Source organism: Methylorubrum sp. B1-46, from assembly GCF_021117295.1.
GTDB lineage: Bacteria > Pseudomonadota > Alphaproteobacteria > Rhizobiales > Beijerinckiaceae > Methylobacterium.
In genome coordinates this window covers 3,726,655-3,740,647 of sequence record NZ_CP088247.1, presented here as the reverse complement: position 1 = coordinate 3,740,647, position 13,993 = coordinate 3,726,655, and the positions used below count along the sequence as shown (strand labels likewise).

Sequence of the window (13,993 nt, the reverse complement as noted above, 5' to 3'; positions counted from 1 at the left end):
CAGGGGCGCGGATCGCGTGACGGACTTGACGTGGTCACGGCAGGCGGTCCGGCCTCGTCCTGACCCGGAGCACGTCTGCGGCATGAGCGAACGCCGTCCCGACGCGGCGACACGGACGGCATCCGGGCCACGCCCCATGCGCATCGAGGCCGGGCGCGGAGCCCCACATTCCGATCCGCTTCCGGATTCTGGTGCGCCCCTCCCCGCGTAGAGATCGGCTGCAGCGGTAAGACGAGTTGGCGGCGGCTGGGCGCGTGGCAGGCGGCCGGGGTCTGGGCTGCACTGCATCGCGCGATGCGGGAGCGGCATCAGGATGCGGACGCGCTCGACTGGTCACGCGCTGCGCTCGACAGCGCCAGCTTGCCGGCGAAAAAGGGGGCGCCGCGACGGGCACGAACCCAACGGATCGGGGCAAGCCGGGCACGAAGCGTCACCTCGTCGTGGACGCCAACGGCACACCGCTCGGCCTGACGCTTGCCGGGGCTAACGGCCACGACAGCCGCATGCAGGCGGCGCAGACCGAGCGGGTGCGGCTCTGGGCCAACATCGTGGTGAACCTCGGCGACCGCGTCGCCGACGGCTACCGCGTGGCGAGGGATGTGGAGACGCACGGCGCGATCCTGTTCTCCCGCTGCCCCGCCGCCTGTGCATCGTTCGAGTTCGTGATCCTCGCCGCGGCGGCGGACGGCGCGGCGATCCCCGATCTGCCGTTCGGCTCCGTTCCGCTCCTCGAAGCCGTCCCGGTGACCGCGGCCGAGATGGCCGGAGGCGGTCTGGATGAGGCCTGGGAGGTGAGGACAGCCCGCGCGGCCCTCGCCCGGCGGGACCGGTCGGCGCCGCTCTGAAATCGGTGGGTCGCCGCGCTCGAATTCATCCGGGGAGCCGCGCAGCGGAACCCGGGCTCCACCCGTCGTGCGAGTCCCGAGGCCGATGTCCGTGGATTGCCTGATTCCGGTGCGCGCCTTCGAGGCCGGGTTCGCTTGCGCAGCGGGGGCCGCGCTTGGCCGTCGCGCTTGGCCGCAGGATAAGCGTGCAGAAAACGCGGATTAAAATCGAGGAACAAAGATCCTCGACCGGAGATATCCCGAAAACTGAGCAGGCTTGGGGGTATCGGATGCAATTTACCGTTATCACATCATAGGTTGCTGCCGAAGTTTGGTGCCTTATTCGAATAAATATTTGTTGTTCCTGTAGCAATCGATGGAGTTGCGCGGCTGCTCATGAAAGATCTAGCCCTCATTACCGGAGGTGCCGGCTTCATCGGCCGGCATCTCGCGAGCGCGCTTTTGGCCCGCGGATACCGGGTTCGGGTTCTCGACAGCCTGATCGAGCAGGTGCACGGCGCAGGAGCCGCTCCCCAGGGGCTCGATCCCGCGGTGGAATTCGTGGAGGGCGACGTCCGGGACGCCGGCGCCGTGGCCCGCGCGCTCGCCGGGGCGACCCATGTGGTCCACCTCGCGGCGGAGGTCGGTGTCGGCCAGAGCATGTACGCCGTTGAGCGCTACGTCTCGGTCAACGATTGCGGCACCGCGACCCTGTTCCAGGCGCTGATCGAGGCACCGGTGAAGCGCGTCGTCGTCGCCTCCTCCATGAGCATCTACGGCGAGGGGCTCTATCGCACGCAGGGCGGCGCCACGATCGAGGATGCGGTGCGCAAACCCCGCAAGCCCGGCGAGCCCTGGGACCCGCTCGATGCGGAGGGCCATCCGATGCGCCCGGTGCCGACGCCGGAGACCAAACGCCCGGCGCTCGCCTCGGTCTACGCACTGACGAAGTACATGCAGGAGCGCCTGACCCTGACGCTGGCACCGGCCTACGGCATGGAGGGCGTCGCGCTGCGGCTGTGGAACGCCTACGGCCCCGGCCAGGCGCTCTCGAACCCCTATACCGGCGTGCTGGCGATCTTCGCCGCCCGGCTCCTCAACGGCCAGCCGCCGATGATCTTCGAGGATGGCGAGCAGCGGCGCGACTTCGTCCATGTCGAGGACGTGGCCCAAGCCTTCGTGCTCGCGCTCGAACACCCGGCCGCCGTGGGCCAAGTCTACAATGTCGGCTCGGGCCGGGACCGCACGGTCAACGAGGTGGCGCGCCTGCTGGCCCGCGCCATGGCCCGCGAGGACATCGCGCCCCAGGCCACCGGTCAGGCCCGGCTCGGCGACATCCGCCACTGCATCGCCGACATCGGAAAGATCACCCGCGAACTCGGCTACGCCCCCAAGCGAGACTTCGAAGAGGGTTTGGCCGAACTCGCGGCCTGGGTCGCCGAACAGCAGGCGGTGGACCGCGTCGCCGAGGCGCGGCGCGAACTCGAAGCGCGCGGGCTCGTCGCGTGAGCGCCGCCGGCATGGCCCCGGTTCCCGGCAGCCGCCCGATCCTCGTCACCGGCGGCGCTGGCTTCGTCGGCGCCAACCTTGCCGATCGTTTCGCCGCCGAGGGCCGCACCGTCATCGTCTACGACGCACTCGCGCGCGTGGGCGTCGAGCGCAACCTCGCGTGGCTGACCGAGCGCCACGGAAGCCGGATCGTTCCGGTGATCGCCGACATCCGCGACCGCGACGCGCTCGCCCGCGCCGTGCGCGAGGCCGGCGCCGTGTTCCACTTCGCCGCCCAGGTCGCCGTGACGACGAGCCTCACCGCGCCGCGGGAGGACATGGAGGTCAATCTCGGCGGCACACTGAACCTTCTGGAGGTTCTGCGTGCACGCGCGGAGGCCGTGCCGCTGCTCTTCGCCTCGACCAACAAGGTCTATGGCGGCCTGCCGGACGTGGCGCTCACGCTGGCGGGCGACGCCTACCTGCCGGAGGACCCATCCTTGCGCGAGCGTGGCATCGGAGAGGACCGCCCGCTCGACTTCCACACGCCCTACGGCTGCTCCAAGGGGGCGGCGGACGCCTACGTGCTCGATTACGCCCGGACCTACGGCCTGCCGACCGCGGTGATGCGGATGAGCTGCATCTACGGCCCGCGCCAGATGGGCAACGAGGATCAGGGTTGGGTCGCCCATTTCCTGATCCGGGCACTGAAGGGCGAGCCTATCACCCTCTACGGCGATGGCAGCCAAGTGCGCGACATCCTCCACGTCGACGATTGCGTCGCGGCCTACCGGGCAGCGCTGGCGCGGATCGACCGGGTGGCGGGCCGGGCGTTCAACCTCGGCGGCGGACCGGCCAACGCCGTGTCCCTGCGCGGGCTGATCGCCCATGCCGGACAATTGCTCGGCCGCGAGATCGCCATCGAGACCGGCCCGTGGCGGCCGGGCGATCAGCGCTACTACGTTTCCGATCCGAGCCGTGCCATCGAAGCCCTCGGGCTCGACCGGCCGCTGTCCTGGCGCGAGGGCGTGGCACAGCTCGCCGGCTGGCTCGGCGAATGGCTGGGAGAGACCGAGGCCGCCGAACCGCTCCCGCGGCGCCAGCCGGAGGCGGTGCTGTGAGGGTCGCACTGGTCAATCCTGCCTGGGACTACCGCAACAGCATCTATTTCGGCTGCCGCGCGCCGCATCTGCCGCTCGAACTCGGCTACGCCGCCGCCCTGCTGCGGGCCGCCGGCCACGCGGCGCTGATCGTCGATGCCCACCTCGAAGGTCTCTCGACCCAGGACGCTGCGGAGCGCGTCGCCGCCTTCGCGCCGGGCATGACCGTGGTTACCACCGCGCCGACCTACCTGTTCTGGCGCTGCGCCCCGCCGGAGCTGCGGGTGCCGCGTCTGTTCCTCGATGCGCTGGGAAACCGTGGCGGCCGCACGGTCGCGGTGGGTCCGCACGGCTCGGCGACGCCCCGTCCCACGCTGGAAAAGCTCGGCTGCGACCTCGTGGTGCGCGGCGAATGCGAGGAGATCGTCGCCCGGCTTGCCGATGCCGAGGACGTTCGCGGGCTGCCCGCGCTCGCCTACCGCGACGGCGGTGAGACGGTCGTCACCGGCCCTCCTCATGCCGGCCGCTTCAACGATCTGCCGGCGCTCCGCTGGCCGGACGCCTGGATCGCCCGCCACCATCACCACCATCACCGCTTCGACACCGCACCGGACGGGCCGGGCGCCGAGATCGAGGCGTCGCGCGGCTGCCCCTATACCTGCAGCTTCTGCGCCAAGATCGATTTCCGCGACAAGTATCGCCGTCGCGAACTCTCGCTCGTGCTGGACGAGATCGACGGCCTGATCGCGCAGGGGGTGACCTACCTCTACTTCGTCGATGAGATCTTCCTGCCGCAGAAGCCGCTGCTGGAGGCGCTGGTGAGCCGGCCGATCAAGTTCGGCGTCCAGACCCGGATCGACCTATGGAAGCCCGACATGCTCGACCTCCTGGGCGCGGCGGGATGCGTCTCGATCGAGGCCGGCATCGAGAGCCTGACCGAGGAGGGCCGCGCCGCTCTCGACAAACGCTGCCGCGACTCGACCGACGACCTCGCCGAGCGCCTGATCTATGCCCGCCGTTCGGTCCCCTTCGTCCAGGCCAACCTGATCGCGGTTGCGGGCGACGATCCCGACCTCGTCGCAAACTGGCGCGACCACCTGCGCGGACAGGGCGTCTGGGCCAACGATCCCGTGCCGCTCTACCCCTATCCGAGTTCACCCGATTACCGCCGGCTCTGGGGCGAGCCCGACGACGGCGCCTGGGAGCGGGCGCACGCGCATTACCTCGCGCAGTTCGAGCGCTTCAGCGACATCCAGGAGGAGCGTCCCCTGCCGCTGGCGGAGCTGGAGGCGGGCTGCGGATGCCGGTGAGACGGCCCCCGACCCACATCCTGATGACGGCCGACGCGCTCGGCGGGGTCTGGCAATACAGCCTCGAACTCGCCGAAGGGTTGGGCCGGCGCGGGCTCGCCGTGACGCTGGCCCTGATGGGACCGGCGCCCTCCGAGGCGGCGCTCGCCCGGGCCGAGGCCGTCTCCGGCGCCCGCATCCGGCCGACCGGATGGCCCCTCGATTGGACCGCCGGGCGCCCCGCGGATGTCACGGAGGCCGCCGCCGCCATCGCCCGCCTCGCCTGCGACATCGGTGCGGATCTCGTCCATCTCCATAGCCCGGCCCTGGCGCTCGCCGCCTTCGATGTCCCCATCGTGGCCGTGTGCCATTCCTGCGTCGCGACGTGGTGGGACGCGCTCGGCGACGGCCCGCTCCCCGCTGACTTGGCGTGGCGCGCCGACCTCGCGGCCCGCGGCTGCCGCGCCGCCGACCGCCTGCTCGCCCCGACCCGTGCCTTCGCCGAGGCGACGCGGGCCGCCTACGGCCTCGATCGTCCGCCCGAGGTGGTGCGCAACGGGCGCCGTCTCGCCGACGCGCCCGTCTCGGGCGTGCCCGCCGCGCACGCCTTCACCGCCGGCCGGCTCTGGGATCGCGCCAAGAACGCGGCCGCCCTCGACCGTCTGGCCGCGCGCCTCGACGTGCCCTTCTACGCCGCCGGCCCGGCCGAGGGGCCGAACGGCGAGCGCTTTACCGCGGATCATCTGCGCCTGCTCGGCCGGCTCGACGCGGCTCGGATGGAACAGGAGCTGACGCGACGCCCGGTCTTCGTCTCGCTTGCGCGCTACGAGCCGTTCGGTCTCGCCGTGCTGGAAGCGGCCGGCGCCGGCTGCGCCCTGGTCCTGTCCGACATCCCGAGCTTTTCGGAATTGTGGGAGGGCGCCGCGATCCTCGTCGCGCCCGACGACGATGCCGCGGCGGCCGACGCCGTCCAGGGTCTCATCGCCGATCCCGAGCGGAGGGCTTCGCTTGCCGAGGCGGCCCGCACCCGTGCCGCCCGCTACGGCACTGACGCCATGGCCGACGGGGTGCTCGCCGTGTACCGCGATCTGCTGGGCGAGCCCCGTATCCGCGCACTCGATGGAGCGGCGGCATGAGGATCGTCGCCTTCACCCACTCGCTCGCCTCGTGCTGGAACCACGGCAACGCCCATTTTCTGCGCGGTGTCCTGCGCGCGCTGATCGCCGACGGCCACGCGGTCGAAGCCTACGAGCCCGAGGGCGCCTGGAGCCTCGACAATCTCCTGCGCGACCGCGGCCCTGCCGGGCTCGATGCCTATCGCGCGGCCTATCCCGAACTGTCCTCGCAGACCTATGCGAGGGTGGAGGAGGCGGTCGAGTGGGCCGAGGGCGCCGACCTCGTCATCGCCCACGAGTGGAACGCCCCCGACCTCATCGCGGCCCTCGGGCGGGCGCGCAAGAACGGCCGGCTCGGCATGCTTCTGTTCCACGACACCCATCACCGCGCCGTCAGCGCGCCCGACGAGATGGCTGCCTTCGATCTCTCCGGCTACGACGGCGTCCTCGCCTTCGGCGAGGCGCTCGCCCAGGTCTATCGGGCGCAGGGCTGGGACGGCCGCGCCTATGTCTGGCACGAAGCCGCCGACACCCGCTTGTTCCGCCCGCCGGCGGAAGAGGGCGAGCGCGCCGGCCTCGTGTGGATCGGCAATTGGGGCGACGGCGAGCGCACGCGCGAACTCGAAACCTTCCTCTTCCGCCCGGCCCAAGCGGCGGACTTGTCCCTCGACATCTACGGCGTGCGCTATCCCGACGAGGCTCTGGCGACCCTGACACGCCACGGCGCGCGCTATCACGGCTGGGCGCCGAATGCCGTCGCGCCGTCGCTGTTCGCGCGCGCGCTCGCCACGGTTCACGTGCCGCGCCGCTTCTACGTCGAGGCTCTGCCCGGCATCCCGACGATCCGCGTGTTCGAGGCGCTGGCCTGCGGCATCCCGTTGGTGACCGCGCCGTGGGAGGATGCGGAGGGCCTGTTCACGCCGGGCCAGGACTACCTCGTCGCCCGCGACGGCGCCGAGATGGAGCGCCACCTGCGGGCGCTGGCCCATGATCCGGCCTTGCGGCGGGCGCTCACGGCCCGCGGTCTCGCCACGATCCGCGCCCGCCACACCTGCCGCCACCGCGCGGCCGAGCTTCTGGCCATCGCCGCGTCGCTCGCCGCACCCGACGCGGCCCCCCGCTTTCGGAGGCAGGCATGAAACGGATCGCGTTCTACGGCTCCTCGCTGCTCTCCTCCTACTGGAACGGCGCGGCCACCTATTACCGCGGCCTGCTGCGCGACCTCGCCGGGCGCGGCTACCAGATCACCTTCTACGAGCCCGACGCCTTCGACCGGCAGAGTCACCGTGACATCGAACCGCCGGATTGGGCCGAGGTGCAGGTCTATCCGGCCACGGAAGAGGCGATGCGCGCCGTCGTGGCGCAGGCGGCCGGGGCGGACATCGTCGTCAAGGCGAGCGGCGTCGGCGTATTCGACGACGAATTGCTGGAGGGCGTGACCGCCGCCGCGCACCCCGAGGCGATCCGCATCTTCTGGGACGTGGATGCGCCTGCGACGTTGGCCGAGATGCGCGGCGACCCGAATCATGCCCTGCACCGGGTGATGCCCAGCCTCGACTTCGTCCTCACCTATGGCGGCGGCCCGCCGGTGATCGAGGCCTATGAGGGGTTCGGCGCGCGCGCCTGCATCCCTGTCTACAATGCGCTCGATCCGGATACCCACCACCCCGTCCCGCCGGATCCACGCTTCGCGGCCGACCTCGCCTTCCTCGGCAACCGCCTGCCGGACCGCGAGGAGCGGGTCCAGAAATTCTTCCTCGCCGCGGCGGCGCGGCTGCCGGAGCGACGATTCCTGCTCGGCGGCAGCGGCTGGGAGAGCCGGGGCCTGCCGGTCAACGTGCGCCATCTCGGCCACGTCTCGACCCGCGACCACAACGCCTTCAACGTCTCGCCGCTCGCCGTCCTCAACATCGCCCGCGAGAGCATGGCGGCGGTGGGCTATTCGCCGGCCACCCGCGTGTTCGAGGCGGCGGGCGCAGGCGGCTGCCTCATCACCGATGCCTGGGTCGGACTCGACCTGTTTCTCAAGGAGGGCGAGGAGGTGCTCGTTGCCCGCGACGGCCGCGACGTCGCCGAGCACGTCGCTGCGCTGACGCCGGAGCGCGCCCGCGCCATCGGCGAGGCCGCCCGCCGCCGGATTCTGTCCGAGCACACCTATGCCCGGCGCGGCGCGCAGGTCGATGCGATCTTCCGCGACGAGGCGGCGCGCAAGCGCGAGCGCCGCGTGATCGAGCGGAGCGTCGCATGACGGACGCGCCGCTCCGCCTCGTGGTGCTGGGCCTCAGCATGTCCTCGTCCTGGGGCAACGGCCACGCCACCACCTATCGCGCCCTGCTCAAGGCATTCGCCGCCCGCGGCCACGCCGTGACCTTCCTGGAACGCGACGTGCCCTGGTACGCCGCACACCGCGACCTGCCCGACCCGGATTTCTGCCGGCTCGTTCTCTATTCCGATCTTGCGGAGCTGCAGGCCCACCGCACGGAGATCGAGGCGGCGGATGCCGTCATCGTCGGCTCCTACGTGCCCGATGGCATCGCGGTCGGAAACCGCGCGCTCGCCTGGGCGCGGGGCGTGCGCGCCTTCTACGATATCGACACGCCGGTGACGCTGGCCGCGCTCGAGGCCGGCGCCTGCGCCTATCTCGGCCGGGCGCAGATCCGCGATTACGACCTCTATCTCTCCTTCACCGGGGGGCCGACGCTGGAGCGCCTGGAGCGGGCCTACGGTTCGCCGGCCGCGCGCGCTCTGTACTGCTCGGTCGATCCGCAGGCCTACCCGGCGATGGCGCGCGCCCCGGCCTACGATCTCAGCTATCTCGGGACCTACAGCCCCGACCGGCAGCCGACGCTGGAGCGGCTGCTGATCGAGCCGGCCCGCCGCGCGCCGGACCTACGCTTCGCGGTCGCCGGCCCGCAATACCCGGCCGACATCGACTGGCCGGCAAACGTCACCCGCATCGACCACCTGCCGCCGGACGCCCATCCCGCGTTCTACGCGTCGAGCCGCTACACCCTGAACGTCACCCGCGCCGACATGATCGCCGCCGGCTGGAGCCCCAGCGTGCGCCTGTTCGAGGCGGCGAGCATCGGAACGCCGCTGATCAGCGACCGCTGGGACGGACTCGACGCGATCCTGGCGCCCGGCCGCGAGATCCTCTGCCCGGACGGCCCCGAGGCGGTGCTCGCCATCCTGCGCGAAACGCCGGAGGCGGAGCGGCGTGCGATCGGCGCGGCCGCGCGCGAAACCGTGCTCGCCCGCCACTCGGCCGCCCATCGCGCCGAGGAACTCGAGTCCTATCTGCGTGAGGCCGCCTCCCGGCAGTCTCCCGCTGCGGCGTCCGAACGCGATCTCGAAGTGCTCTAGGCCTGAGGAGTTGAAGTCCATGAAGAGTCGCTCAGCGGACGGCCCGGACGGCAGGCACGTGCTCGTGGCCGGGGGCGCGGGCTTCATCGGCTCGCACCTCGTCGATGCGCTGCTGGCGCGGGGGGACCGCGTCGTCGTCCTCGACAGCCTTCTGACCGGGCGCCGCGACAACCTCGCCCATCTCGTCCGCGAACCGCGGTTCGAACTGGTCGAGGCGGACGTGACGCAGCCGCTGCCGGTGCTGCCGCGCTTCGACCGGATCTTCAATCTCGCCTGCGCCGCCTCGCCGCCACACTATCAGGCGGACCCGATGCACACGATGATGACGAGTGTCGTCGGCACCCACCACCTGCTGGAGCGGGCGCGGGCCGACGGTGCGCGCTTCCTGCAGGCCTCCACCAGCGAGATCTACGGCGATCCCGAGGTGCATCCGCAGACCGAATCCTACTGGGGCAACGTCAACCCGACCGGCCCGCGCGCCTGCTACGACGAGGGCAAGCGCTCGGCCGAGACCCTGGTCTTCGATTTCGAGCGGGTGCACCGGCTCGACGTGCGGGTGGCGCGCATCTTCAACACCTACGGCCCTCGCATGCGGGCCGATGACGGGCGCGTCGTCTCGAACGTCGTGTGTCAGGCGCTCGCGGGCGAGCCGATCACCGTCTACGGCAATGGCGAGCAGACCCGCTCGTTCTGCTACGCCGCCGATCTCGTCGAGGGTCTGATGCGGCTGATGGACCGCGAGACGTCGCCCGGCGGTCCGGTCAATCTCGGCAACCCGCGCGAGATGACGGTGGCGGAACTCGTCGAACTCGTCACCCGGATGACCGGCACCCGCTCAGCGGTGGTGCGCCGCCCGCTGCCGGTGGACGATCCGCAGCGCCGCCGGCCCGACATCACCCGCGCGCAGACGCTTCTCGGCTGGTCGCCGCAAGTGCCGCTCGAACAGGGGCTGGAGGCGACCATTGCGTGGTTCGCCAAGGAGATCCGCCCGCCCGAACTGGCGGCGCGGGCGGGTCTCGGGCGCTTTGTCGGCAGCCGTCCGTTCCAGTCGGCCGAGCCGGCGCTCGGCGACCTCGCCCGAGGGCCAACGTGATGGCCGCTGCAATCTGCGAGCCTCCGCTTCATGGGCCGATCGTGGAAACCTCCACGATCCTCATGCTGAGGTGCTGCGCCAGCAGCCTCGAAGCACGCCGCGACGCGTCTCCCGGCAGAGCATTGGCGTGGGATCGACCGTTCCGGGGTGCCTCACAGCCGAGCTTGCGCTCGGCACCTCAGCATGAGGAGCGATGAGCGTGCCACAGCAACCCGGTCAGACAGGCGCCGAACCGATCCGCGTCGGCATCGTCGGCGTCGGCAACTGCGCCTCCGCCTTTGTGCAGGGTCTGCACCATTACCGCGACGCCTCCGCGGACGAGACGGTGCCGGGTCTGATCTCGCCCGAACTCGGCGGCTACCGGATCGGTGACATCGAACTCGCCTGCGCCTTCGACGTGTCGGCGGAGAAAGTCGGGCAGGACCTGGCGCGGGCAATCCTCGCGCGCCCGAACAACACCCACATCTTCGCCGCCGTGCCGCCGAGCGGCGTCACCGTTCAGCGCGGCCCGACCTTCGACGGCATCGGCCGCTACCTGCAGGGGATCATCGAGGAATCGCCCGAGCCCGTCGCCGATGTGGTCGAGGCGCTGAAGCGCAGCCGCACGCAGGTGCTCGTGAACTACCTGCCGGTCGGCGCGCAGCGCGCCACCGAGTTCTACGCCCGCTGCGCCCTCGATGCCGGCTGCGCCTTCGTCAACTGCATTCCGGTCTTCATCGCCTCCGACGCCGCGTGGCGGGCCCGGTTCGAGGAGCGCGGCCTGCCCATCGTTGGCGACGACATCAAGAGCCAGGTCGGCGCCACCATCGTCCACCGGGTGCTGGCCAATCTGCTGCGCGAGCGCGGGGTCAGGCTGGACCGGACCTACCAGCTCAATTTCGGCGGCAATGCCGACTTCCTCAACATGCTGGAGCGGGAGCGGCTCGAATCGAAGAAGCTGTCGAAGACCCGCGCCGTGACGAGCCAGCTCGATGCGCCGCTCGCGCCCGGCAACGTCCATGTCGGCCCGAGCGACCACGTGCCCTGGCTCGAAGACCGCAAATGGGCGCATATCCGCCTCGAAGGGACCGGCTTTGGCGGCGTGCCGCTCAACATGGAGCTGAAGCTCGAAGTCTGGGATTCGCCGAACTCGGCCGGCATCGTCGTCGATGCCGTGCGCTGCGCCCGCATCGCCCTCGACCGGGGGCTCGGTGGCGCCCTCGACGGCCCCTCGGCTTGGTTCATGAAGTCGCCGCCGGTGCAGTACACCGACGCCGAGGCGCATGCGCGCACCCTGCTTTTCGCCGCCGGCGAGCCTGCATGAGGCGCGTCCTGTTCCTGCGCCACGGCCACCACGACCGGCTCGGCCGCATCCTGTGCGGGCGCATGCCCGGCGTCTCCCTGAGCGAGGCCGGCCACGCTGAGGCGCGGGCCGTGGCCGCGGCCCTCGTCCGGCGCTTTGCGGGCGAGACCGTGATTCTCCTGTCGAGCCCGCAGCCGCGCACGCGCGAGACCGCCGCGCCCCTGGCCGAGGCCCTCGGCGTCGGCGCCGAAGTGGCGGACGAACTCGACGAGATCGCCTTCGGCGACTGGACCGGCAACGCCTTCGCAGACCTCGACGGCGATCCGGCCTGGACCGCTTGGAACGCAAAGCGCGGCTCGGCCCGCCCGCCGGGCGGCGAGAGCATGGCCGAGGTGCAGGCGCGGGTCGGCGGCCTGCTCGACCGCCTCGCGTCCGAGGAAGGATCTCCGGTCGTCGTCGTGAGCCACGGCGACCCGATCCGCGCGGCGCTTCTCGGCGTGCTCGGGCTGCCGCTCGACGCCTACGACCGCATCGTCGTCGCCCCGGCCTCCTGCAGCGAGGTCGAGCTCTGGCCCGGCGGCGGACGGGTCGTGTCCATCAACGAGCGGTTGGCGGGATGAATCAGGCCGATCTGCGCCGGCAGGCGGAGGCCCTCGGGCCATGGTTCCACAACATCGATCTCGGGGAGGGGGTCTGGACCGCGCCGAACCATTTCCTCGGCGATTATCCGGGCTTCAAATTCCGCCGCTTCGCCCACGCCCTGCCCGCCGACCTCACCGGACGATCGGTGCTCGATATCGGCTGCAATGCCGGCTTCTACAGCGTCGAGATGAAGCGGCGCGGCGCTGCCCGCGTGCTGGGCCTCGATTCCGACGAGCGCTACCTCGCCCAAGGCCGCTTCGTCGCCGAGCGGCTGGGCTACGACATCGAGTTCCGCAATCTCTCGGTCTACGAAGTCGGCGCCTTGGCTGAGCGCTTCGACGTGGTGATCTTCATGGGGGTGTTCTACCACCTGCGCCACCCGCTGCTCGCCCTCGACCTGATCCACGAGCACGTGGCCGACGACCTGCTCGTGTTCCAGTCGATGCTGCGGGGCTCGGCCCAGGTCGAGCCGGTCGCCGAGGATTACGACTTCTTCGACATGGATGCCTTCGAGCGGCCGGGCTACCCGCGGATGCACTTCGTCGAGCACGCCTACGCCCACGATTGCACCAACTGGTGGATCCCCAACCGCGCCGGGATCGAGGCGATGCTGCGATCGAGCGGCTTTGCCATTCAAGATCGGCCGGAGACGGAGGTCTATCTCTGCCGCCGGGTCGAGGCCCCCTACGGGGCGGAAGCGGCCTATCCGGCGCGTTCGAGCGGGCAACGGGAGACGTGATGCTTGAAGCGGTGATGCTCTGGAACGAGCCCAACAACAAGTCGCACTGGGATCCCGAGATTGATCCGGACTGGTTCCTGTTCGGCGAGATGGTGAAGGATGCCTCCCGCGCGATCCGGGCCGAGGCACCGGGCCTGCCGCAGGTGCTCGGCGGCATCTCGCCGATCGACCCCGGTTTCATGCTGCGGATGCAGGCGCAAGGGGTGCTCGACGGGCTCGACGCGGTGGCGGTGCACGGCTTCCCGCTCGATTGGAATCTCTGGCAGATCCACGAATGGCCGCAAAAAATCGCCGAGATCCGCGCGGTGACGCACCTGCCGGTCTGGGTCTCGGAGGTCGGCGTGTCGAGCTTCGGCGCCGAGGAGGTCCAGGCCTGGGGCTGCCGCCGCACCGCGGAGCTGCTGAAGGGCCAAGCGCCCCGCATCCACTGGTACAGCCTCTACGACCTGCCGCTCGAATGGGGCGCCACCACCCGCCACAAGGAGGCGGAGGGCTCCTCCTACTATCGCCACTTCCACATGGGCCTCCTGCGCCAGGACGGCACGCCGAAGCGGGCGCTCGAAGAATTCGCCCGCTGCACCCCGGATTTCGGCCTGTGCCAGTGGTTCCACTTCGAGGATCCCCGCCTCGACGAGGCGGTGGCCTGGATGAAGCGCCTCGGCGTCACCCATCTGCGCACCGGCCTTTCCTGGGCCGACAGCTTCCGCCCCAACGCTCTCGACTGGTTCGACCGGCAGATGGCGGCGTTGCAGGACTTCCAGGTGACGGCGACCTTCTGCTTCACCCCCGAGCATCGCGGCATCGCTCCCCACCACACCTCAGCGCCGCTGGTGCGCGAGGAGTTCTCGGAGTTTTGCGCCACGATGGCGCGCCGCTACGCCGACCCCGCAGCTTTCCGAGCCGAGGCCGTGCCGGCGTTGGAGATGCCGCTGCTGTAGCCCGGACGACGCGGGCCGGCGTCACACATCCTCGCGCCAGACCCGCTCGATCGCGGCCAGAACGGCGTCGAGGCCGCCTGCCACGCCCTGGCCGGAGAGCCGGTAACCCGCGCCGTACAT

Annotated in this window: 12 protein-coding genes and 1 pseudogene; all 13 read left to right on the top strand. The window is 70.9% G+C overall.

What is annotated here, in order from left to right:
- Positions 1-207 precede the first annotated feature (207 nt).
- Positions 208-845, top strand: a pseudogene (locus LPC10_RS17315) (transposase); the annotation flags it as partial.
- 375 nt (positions 846-1,220) lie between these two features.
- Positions 1,221-2,333 carry an SDR family NAD(P)-dependent oxidoreductase gene (locus tag LPC10_RS17310; RefSeq protein WP_231343680.1) on the top strand — a complete coding sequence of 371 codons (1,113 nt, stop codon included), beginning with the start codon at positions 1,221-1,223 and terminating at the stop codon, positions 2,331-2,333.
- A gap of 11 nt (positions 2,334-2,344) precedes the next feature.
- Entirely contained in the window at positions 2,345-3,433 is a 1,089-nt protein-coding gene (locus LPC10_RS17305; protein ID WP_231343679.1) for an SDR family NAD(P)-dependent oxidoreductase, read from the top strand.
- Positions 3,430-4,722, top strand: a complete 1,293-nt coding sequence (locus LPC10_RS17300; protein WP_231343678.1) for a TIGR04295 family B12-binding domain-containing radical SAM protein — start codon at positions 3,430-3,432, stop codon at positions 4,720-4,722. The genes LPC10_RS17305 and LPC10_RS17300 overlap by 4 nt, the downstream gene beginning before the upstream one ends.
- Positions 4,713-5,837, top strand: coding sequence for a glycosyltransferase family 4 protein (locus LPC10_RS17295; protein WP_231343677.1), 1,125 nt, complete (start codon positions 4,713-4,715; stop codon positions 5,835-5,837). Before LPC10_RS17300 ends, LPC10_RS17295 begins: the two co-directional genes overlap by 10 nt.
- Complete coding sequence (locus tag LPC10_RS17290) at positions 5,834-6,955, top strand: glycosyltransferase (RefSeq protein WP_231343676.1); 1,122 nt, start codon at positions 5,834-5,836, stop codon at positions 6,953-6,955. Before LPC10_RS17295 ends, LPC10_RS17290 begins: the two co-directional genes overlap by 4 nt.
- Entirely contained in the window at positions 6,952-8,064 is a 1,113-nt protein-coding gene (locus tag LPC10_RS17285) for a glycosyltransferase (protein WP_231343675.1), read from the top strand. The genes LPC10_RS17290 and LPC10_RS17285 overlap by 4 nt, the downstream gene beginning before the upstream one ends.
- Entirely contained in the window at positions 8,061-9,179 is a 1,119-nt protein-coding gene (locus LPC10_RS17280; protein WP_231343674.1) for a glycosyltransferase, read from the top strand. The genes LPC10_RS17285 and LPC10_RS17280 overlap by 4 nt, the downstream gene beginning before the upstream one ends.
- 19 nt (positions 9,180-9,198) lie before the next feature.
- Entirely contained in the window at positions 9,199-10,272 is a 1,074-nt protein-coding gene (locus tag LPC10_RS17275; protein WP_231343673.1) for a UDP-glucuronic acid decarboxylase family protein, read from the top strand.
- 199 nt (positions 10,273-10,471) lie between these two features.
- The gene (locus LPC10_RS17270; RefSeq protein ID WP_370644504.1) at positions 10,472-11,575 is read left to right on the top strand and encodes an inositol-3-phosphate synthase; all 1,104 of its coding nucleotides are present in this window, start codon (positions 10,472-10,474) and stop codon (positions 11,573-11,575) included.
- Entirely contained in the window at positions 11,572-12,174 is a 603-nt protein-coding gene (locus LPC10_RS17265; RefSeq protein ID WP_231343671.1) for a histidine phosphatase family protein, read from the top strand. The genes LPC10_RS17270 and LPC10_RS17265 overlap by 4 nt, the downstream gene beginning before the upstream one ends.
- Positions 12,171-12,935 (top strand): TIGR04290 family methyltransferase, encoded by a 765-nt coding sequence (locus tag LPC10_RS17260; protein WP_231343670.1) that lies wholly within the window; start codon positions 12,171-12,173, stop codon positions 12,933-12,935. The genes LPC10_RS17265 and LPC10_RS17260 overlap by 4 nt, the downstream gene beginning before the upstream one ends.
- Complete coding sequence (locus LPC10_RS17255) at positions 12,935-13,873, top strand: beta-xylosidase (RefSeq protein WP_231343669.1); 939 nt, start codon at positions 12,935-12,937, stop codon at positions 13,871-13,873. Before LPC10_RS17260 ends, LPC10_RS17255 begins: the two co-directional genes overlap by 1 nt.
- Positions 13,874-13,993 lie beyond the last annotated feature (120 nt).

Excerpts from the sequence above, each read along its gene's own strand:
- LPC10_RS17275 (WP_231343673.1), top strand. The coding sequence starts at position 9,199 with ATGAAGAGTCGCTCAGCGGACGGCCCGGACGGCAGGCACGTGCTCGTG.
- LPC10_RS17290 (WP_231343676.1), top strand. The coding sequence starts at position 5,834 with ATGAGGATCGTCGCCTTCACCCACTCGCTCGCCTCGTGCTGGAACCAC.
- LPC10_RS17295 (WP_231343677.1), top strand. The coding sequence starts at position 4,713 with ATGCCGGTGAGACGGCCCCCGACCCACATCCTGATGACGGCCGACGCG.
- LPC10_RS17285 (WP_231343675.1), top strand. The coding sequence starts at position 6,952 with ATGAAACGGATCGCGTTCTACGGCTCCTCGCTGCTCTCCTCCTACTGG.
- LPC10_RS17260 (WP_231343670.1), top strand. The coding sequence starts at position 12,171 with ATGAATCAGGCCGATCTGCGCCGGCAGGCGGAGGCCCTCGGGCCATGG.
- LPC10_RS17305 (WP_231343679.1), top strand. The coding sequence starts at position 2,345 with ATGGCCCCGGTTCCCGGCAGCCGCCCGATCCTCGTCACCGGCGGCGCT.
- LPC10_RS17255 (WP_231343669.1), top strand. The coding sequence starts at position 12,935 with ATGCTTGAAGCGGTGATGCTCTGGAACGAGCCCAACAACAAGTCGCAC.
- LPC10_RS17265 (WP_231343671.1), top strand. The coding sequence starts at position 11,572 with ATGAGGCGCGTCCTGTTCCTGCGCCACGGCCACCACGACCGGCTCGGC.
- LPC10_RS17310 (WP_231343680.1), top strand. The coding sequence starts at position 1,221 with ATGAAAGATCTAGCCCTCATTACCGGAGGTGCCGGCTTCATCGGCCGG.
- LPC10_RS17280 (WP_231343674.1), top strand. The coding sequence starts at position 8,061 with ATGACGGACGCGCCGCTCCGCCTCGTGGTGCTGGGCCTCAGCATGTCC.